This window comes from Nonomuraea sp. NPDC049784 (assembly GCF_040659615.1).
In the GTDB taxonomy this organism is placed as follows: Bacteria; Actinomycetota; Actinomycetes; order Streptosporangiales; family Streptosporangiaceae; genus Nonomuraea.
In genome coordinates this window covers 21,221-27,946 of record NZ_JBFAMX010000090.1, presented here as the reverse complement: position 1 = coordinate 27,946, position 6,726 = coordinate 21,221, and the positions used below count along the sequence as shown (strand labels likewise).

Sequence of the window (6,726 nt, the reverse complement as noted above, 5' to 3'; positions counted from 1 at the left end):
TAGTTGAACACTGTCGCTATCAGCTTCCGCATGATCAGATCTCCGTGGTCTCGGGTCGTCTGGGGACCGTGCTTGCTAGGGGGACGTGCGTGTCCCGGGCCGCAGCGCTCGCGTGGCCGCGGCGTCTGTGGCCTGTCGCTAGTGCTTTAGACGCCACTGCCGCCCGGAAGTCATCGGTGCCCGGTCAACTGGCCGGTTGCGCGGTTAGGTACCGGGGTGTCTACTCGCCGCTGTCGATCGCGGCGATGCCGCCAGTGTCGCTGGTTGGTTTGAGTTGGGCCATCGAGCCCTCGGACGGGGAGCGGCGTTCGCCTGATTGCCACTCGTCGTGCATGTCGCCACATCCTGAGCGACCGCCCACGGCTCGCGCTGTAGATCGATGGACGGGAAGCCACTCTCCGCCAGCACCTCGCGGTCCAGCGGCTCAACTTCCTTCATAGGCCCGATGGACATCGCGTAGCCCGCGAGCTCCCAGACCGCAGGGGTATCCAGACCGGCTTCGATGAGCTCACAGGCCAGCCATCCAGCATCCGTCACGCTCCCCAAGAGCCGTCCCCAAAGGAGATCACCTCTGAGGTCGGCCAGACGTTCTCTGAGCTCAGCCGGGAGATCCACCGAGCCAGTATTCCGCGATCGATCATTCATGAGGCCAGCGCGCCCTCTATCCGCTGATTGGCCACCTCACGTACTTGGTGTAGACCCGGAGCATGACGTCTACCCCGTGACCGGCCCGCTCCGCCGCTTCTGGTGTGTGGACCCCGGCGTTCAGCCAAAGTGAGACGGCCGCGTGCCGCAGGTCGTACGGTCGGCCTGCCAGGGGGGAGGCGGCCTGGTCGGGGGTGAGGGCGTGGGTTCGGGCCTGTTTCCGGATCTTGGCGTAGGCCGAGCCGGAGATCACGCCGTCTGTCCTGGTCCGGAAGAGCCGGCCGTCCTTGGCTGTGCCGTGCGTGTGGAGGTGCGCCCGGAGGGTGGCCACCAGTTCGGGCGGGATCGGCGCCGGCCGTGTGGTCTTCGCGTCCCGGTGCTTCAGACCGCGCTCGTCATGGGCCTTGCCGGAGTCGGTGAATCGCTTGTTGCTCTGGGGTGCGGTCTTCTCCAGAGTGAGCAGGCCCCACCCGGATGCGGGAAGGCGGCAGTCCTTCTCCCGGAGCCCGGCCGCCTCAGCTGGCCGCAGACCACCGAAGTCCTGAAGGTAAAGGACATACAGCGTTTTTAAGTAAATATAGATACAAAAGGAGCCTTACTAGGAGGTTCCATGACTATCCGCACTCAACTGCCGCTGGAGCAGCCCAGCCCGTTGCAACTGGCCCCTGTGCTGCTCGCGCTGCAGACGCAAGGACCGATCCACCCCATCCGTACCGCGGTCGGAGATCCAGCCTGGCTGGTGACCGGCTACGAAGAGGTCCGCCGGCTGCTGGATGACGACCGGCTCGGCCGGGCGCACCCCGCGCCGGACAACGCCGCACGCACCGGAGAGTCGGTGTTGTTCGGCGGGCCGATTGGCGACTTCGACACCGAGCAACTCGACCATCGGCGGATGCGCGCCCTGCTTCAGCCGCACTTCTCCCCCAAACGGATGCGGGCGCTGCGCCCTCGTGTCGAAGCGCTGACCAGCGACCTGCTGGACGAACTCGCCAGGCGGGGGCCGCAGGCCGACTTGCACGCGCGTCTGGCGTTGCCGCTGCCGATCGCGGTGATCTGTGAACTGCTCGGCGTGCCCTACGCCGACCGCGCGCAGTTCCACGCCTGGACGCAGGCTGCTGCGGATGTCACCGACAAGACCCGCTCAGAGCAGGGGCTGACCGAGCTGTTCACCTACGGCCGGCAGTTGGTGGCCCGCAAACGGCGCGAGGGCCACCTCGGCGGTGACAGCGAGGACGCAGATGTGATCACACGCCTGGCGTTGACCGAAGGGGTCAGCGACGACGAGGCCGCCATCTTGGGCATGCTCCTACTATTCGCCGGGCACGAGACCACGGTCGTTGCGATCGGCATGGGTGCGTTGTGGCTGCTGGCCCACCCCGACCAGTGGCAGGCGCTGCTCGGCGACCCCTCCCGTGTCAACGCAGCCGTGGAGGAGATCCTGCGGGCGTCCGGCGTGGGCGGGCACGGCATCCTCCGCTACGCCCGCGTCGATCTGGACGTCGCGCACGTGCGGGTGCGCGCCGGCGATTTGGTGCTGCTGGACCTGAGCGCGGGCAATCACGATGGCGAGGTCTTCGCCGAGCCGGACCGATTCGACATCAACAGGCAGGCGGGAGCCCACCTCACCTTCGGGTATGGCGCTCGCTACTGCCTCGGCGCCCCGCTGGCGCGGATCGAGTTGCAGGCCGTGTTCTCCCAGCTGATATCGCGCTTCCCCACGATGCGGCTGGCCAGAGACGTGCAGGAGTTGACGGTCAACAGTCACCTACTCACCGGCGGCCTGGCCGAACTTCCCGTCACCTGGTGACATCGGGTCCTGCTCGCTAGTCCGAAAATCGAGCCGTTTGCGGGCCGGAGGCAGCGAACCTCGGCCGGTAGGACCGGTCGGGGTGAGCCTGCGGTGGTGGTCAGGCTGCGGGTCGAAGGTGACGTGTACTTCACCAAGGTCCGCGCGCACTTCGGTTTGCCTGACCCACTCGAGGAACTGTGGGGACGGGACCGCACTCGAAGCGCGATCAGATAGAGCAGGCGAACAAGCACAAGACGTGATCTTGTCTTGTCTGCGGGAAACGGATCCCGTCAAAGCCCGGTCAGAGCCATCGTGGCTGTGTTTTGACGCGGTACAGGGCTCTGCGAAGCGATTAAGTTTACCGGGAAGCTCGAGTTCGTGAAGAGCTAAGCGGATGCAGCTGGCGAGGTATGCGACATGATCGCCAACATCGAGACCTGGGCCAACAAATTGGAGGCGAGCAGCTTCAATGACCGGCTGGATGCATTCGTAAAAGCGAATCCCGGTCGCTGGATGGTAATCACACCAGGCGCATATGGGGTCGCATGGAACAACGATATACGAGACTCCATACTACATCCGCCTTCCCGGTACCGAATTGCCGCGCTAGCACGAGATTCGGCCTGGCAATGGTAGTCATGTGGAATGGGTTGGGCAAGACTTGCTGCCTCGAAAATTGGCAGATAGGATCACCTCTCGGCGCATTGCGGTGGAGCGCGGAAATATGTGCGGGAGGTGTCATGCGAAAGCCTGATGCTGACGAGGAACTTCCTTCCACGACAAAGGTAAGCTACGGGCGTTGGAGACGCTTGGGTCCCATGCTCGTTGCTGGAGTGGTACTTCTTGCTTTGTTGATTGGGATAGGGGTGCCTATCAGCCTGCGAGCTCATACTGTGTCCGAGGCTCGGGCAATCGCCCTTGACGGCATCAAGCAGCGCGGGTCGGACTGGTATGCCGCGGACCTGCTGGGCTATGTCGCCGTACTGAGTCACTCGGATAGTTACACCAGATCCGCGCTGGCTGAAACCCTCACCGAGGAGCGCCGAGGTTTCCTTCCGGGGACGGCAACCGTTATCGATGTCGCGATGAGTTCCGATGGAAGGTTGGCACTTGTCTCCGATGCGCAGGAAGGTTCCGGTCTCTGGGGCCTCGAAAGGAATCCCGAAGCAGACAGGGAGAACCTCACGGGGAGCAGATCGACGATCCTTGATCGTGGATATGGGCCAGTAGCTTTGTCCTCCGACGGGCGAATTGCAGTAATCGGGGATGAGACAAGTGGCGACATCAAGATGTGGGACCTGAGTGAGGACGACAATCCCCGTAGAACCGTTGTCCGTACTGGGAACTATACGGGGCGTCTTCTCGATATCTCTCTGAGTGCCGATGGCATGACGCTGTTCGCCGGCTTTGAGAGCGGCTCGGTTGAAATCTGGAGCTTGGGAGCTGGGCAGAAGCCTCGGCTACTGACTCGCGTGCGTGAGCATACCTCTGGCGTGAGCGTGGTGTCGGCGTCAGCGGACGGAAGAAAGCTGCTCACAATTAGCGAGGATTCGGCTATCGTTTGGTCGCTCAATGGTCCGCTCCACCCTGCTCTGAGTTCACGAGTCAAGAGTGCGGAGCAGAGGCCCGCTGTGAGCGGATGGGGCGGCGGCGTGATGAGCGCCGACGGCCGGAGGGCGATAATTGGCCGGACTGTTTGGGATGTGACCGACCCGGCGCGACCGACCCGAGTGGGAAGCCTGCCGAGTCCGGCAGAAGGGGGAGCGCCGCTGGCCGTCGCCGGCGACGGAAGTATCGTGGCCACGGTTGAGAACGAACCGGGTGGGGTGTCGAGCCTTGACCCGGTGGTCATATGGGGGCTGAAGGATCCGTCGCACCCAATCCTGCTGGCCACGTTAAGAGTTCCTGAGTCTCAAAGCCGGCAGCTGGCCATGAACGAGGGTGGGACCGTGATTGCCGTAGGAACAAGGGTTGGCGGGGCTTATTCATGGCTGCTGCCCAAGCTGCGTGCCAACTTTATAAGAGATGCCTGCGTCGCTTCCCAGCCTCTTCGGCCTCCTCCCGGATTCTGGGAAAGAATTAGTGAGATCCAACCGCCCGATGTGCTGAACGAAGAGCCGTTTAATATATGCTCTCGACTCTAGGAGCGTCCTGAAGATCTTGATGGGCTTTCCAGGCAGGGATTCGGAATTCAGCCTCGGGTCATGGGGCCGTCGGAGGGTTCCGGCCGGGCCCTGAAGTATGGGTCGTGTGCCGGGAGCGTGTTCGCGTTCCTGGCCGAATACCGGCGAGCGTTGCGGACATGTACGCGCCGGTAAACGGCCGTTCGTCGGTGCCGCCCTGCTGGCCACAGTGGTGCTCCTGCAGGCCTTGCACGGACTGTCGGATGAGGAGGCGGTAGCGGCGCTCCGGGGTTCGATCTGCGCTGGAAGGCCGCCTGCGGGCTCGGCCTGTATGACCAGGGGTTCGATGCGTCGCTGCTGACGTATTTCGGCTCTGGCGCACTCTCGCTGATCGGTTACTTAAGGTGATGCTGAGCGTGGGCGGGATGTCAGTGGCCTTGGACGTCGAAAACGGTCCTGGAGAAGTCGCGGGCGGCGAGGTGGTCGCGGCGTATCCCCCAGATGGTCTCCCGAGTCCATTCGGTCTTGTGGCCGAAGCCGCGGCTGTTGTCGATGAGGCGGAGCCAGTGGGGCCGTACTTCCCAGTAGTCGGCGGCGGACAGCGCCTGGGCCAGGTGTGGGGTGTCGGCGACAAACGGGAAGCGGGCGGCGTAAACAGTGCGGGCCTCATCGCGTGCCGTTCCCTCCAGGCGGTGGCAGGTGCCCTGCCCCTGGATGCCGGTGATGGCATCCCAGGTCTGTTCGTCCTTCTGCGCCGTGAATGCGCATCGGGCCGAAGGTTGCCTGGAGAGCAGTGCTTGACCGTGCCGAGTGCTTATGGAGCTGAGGAACACGAGGGTGGTATCGAGGGAGAGGGCGTAGAAGACGGCGCATACCTGGGGAATTCGTGGACGGGGGCGTGACGTTCGCGGGTCCGGACCGTGGTATGTGGCTCGGGCCGCGATGCGTGTTCCTGCGCTGCTTGCCGGTCTGGGTGTAGTCCTTGCTGCAACCGTGGTCTTCCCCATCGAGTTCCACCATCCGCGCGGCTTCAGAGCCAAGCTAAGTAGGCCGGCAAGCCGCAGGTCCTGCGACCATGGTGATCCTGATTCTTGGCAGCGTGGTGCGCTTGTCGTGACGAACCTGGGGTTTCGACTGTGGCGGGTTAAGATCGGTTGGTGACGGTTCATGACCGAAGCGCCTTCATCATCGGAGGCACGGGGCAGATCGGCCGGGCCACAGCCGCCCGGCTCGCCGTGGCGGGGTACGCGGTGACCCTTGGGCACCGCCGGCTCCGTCCGGACGCTGCGGAGCCGGACGGGGTGGCGTCGGTCCAGGTCGACCGGACCGACACCGAGGCGCTGCTCAATGCCCTCGACGGCCACGATCTGGTCGTGGACACGGTCGCATTCACCCCACACCACGGTGCACAGCTCGCCCAGTTGGCTGGCTGCGTCGGCTCGCTGGTGGTCATCTCGACGGGAGCGGTCTACAAGGCTCCCGGCCTGCCGGTGCCGATCCCGGAGATGTGGCCGACGGTCGAGCGTGACACCCACGACTATCCGGCGGGGAAGGCGGCGCTGGAGCGCTGCCTGCTGGCGACGCCCGGCCTGCCGGTCAGCATTCTCCGGACGGGCGTGCTGCACGGCCCGTACGGCAAATCGCTGGATCACTGGTCGTTCATCAAGCGGGCGCTGGACAAGCGGCCGTACGTCGTACTCGCCCAGGACGGGCGGAGCCGGTTCCCCACCTCGGCGGTCGCGAACGTCGCCGAGCTGATATATCTGTGCGCGCAGCACCCGGCGGCCCGGGTCCTCAACATCGCCGATGACCCGCTGACCGTCGCCGAGATCGGCGCCAGGATCTTCGCTGTCATGGGCCACGAGGCAGAGATCGTCACTTTCGCGGGCCCGTCGCGTCCGGACGGCCTGGGTTTCAATCCGTGGAATGTGCCGGAACCGATCGTGTTCAGTATGGACAGAGCCCATGCTGAGCTCGGATACCGCCATGCCGTCTCCTACGACGACGCGCTGCGCCAGGACATCGAATGGGCCGTCGCCGCCGTATCCGAGGCCGAGGCGGGCGGCGGAGGCTGGCATGATGTCTTCCCTGATCTGATCGTTCGCCACGGCCCCGACGTCTGGTTCCCCTATGCGGCCGAGGACGCCTATGTCGCCGGCTCGTAGGCGG

The 6,726-nt window shown here is 64.5% G+C and carries 5 protein-coding genes; 3 read left to right on the top strand and 2 right to left on the bottom strand.

The genetic code is table 11. From position 1 onward, the window contains the following. Positions 1 to 661: 661 nt before the first annotated feature. Positions 662 to 976 carry a hypothetical protein gene (locus AB0J09_RS20505; RefSeq protein ID WP_360693063.1) on the bottom strand — a complete coding sequence of 105 codons (315 nt, stop codon included), beginning with the start codon at positions 974 to 976 and terminating at the stop codon, positions 662 to 664. Between the two features lie 279 nt (positions 977 to 1,255). On the opposite strand from AB0J09_RS20505, the gene AB0J09_RS20500 reads away from it, so the two are divergent. Then, the gene (locus AB0J09_RS20500) at positions 1,256 to 2,452 is read left to right on the top strand and encodes a cytochrome P450 (protein ID WP_360693060.1); all 1,197 of its coding nucleotides are present in this window, start codon (positions 1,256 to 1,258) and stop codon (positions 2,450 to 2,452) included. A gap of 722 nt (positions 2,453 to 3,174) precedes the next feature. Further along, complete coding sequence (locus tag AB0J09_RS20495; RefSeq protein ID WP_360693056.1) at positions 3,175 to 4,578, top strand: WD40 repeat domain-containing protein; 1,404 nt, start codon at positions 3,175 to 3,177, stop codon at positions 4,576 to 4,578. 407 nt (positions 4,579 to 4,985) lie between these two features. Here AB0J09_RS20495 and AB0J09_RS20490 read toward each other — a convergent pair whose 3' ends face one another. Continuing rightward, a complete protein-coding gene (locus AB0J09_RS20490; protein WP_360693053.1) occupies positions 4,986 to 5,390 on the bottom strand; it encodes a hypothetical protein in 405 nt (134 codons plus the stop codon). Between the two features lie 324 nt (positions 5,391 to 5,714). Here AB0J09_RS20490 and AB0J09_RS20485 point away from each other — a divergent pair, with 324 nt between their 5' ends. Beyond that, positions 5,715 to 6,722, top strand: coding sequence for an NAD-dependent epimerase/dehydratase family protein (locus AB0J09_RS20485; protein WP_360693051.1), 1,008 nt, complete (start codon positions 5,715 to 5,717; stop codon positions 6,720 to 6,722). Positions 6,723 to 6,726: the final 4 nt, after the last annotated feature.

What these genes read in the sequence shown, in the direction of transcription:
- AB0J09_RS20500 (WP_360693060.1), top strand. Translation starts at nt 1,256, where the DNA reads ATGACTATCCGCACTCAACTGCCGCTGGAGCAGCCCAGCCCGTTGCAA.
- AB0J09_RS20495 (WP_360693056.1), top strand. Translation starts at nt 3,175, where the DNA reads ATGCGAAAGCCTGATGCTGACGAGGAACTTCCTTCCACGACAAAGGTA.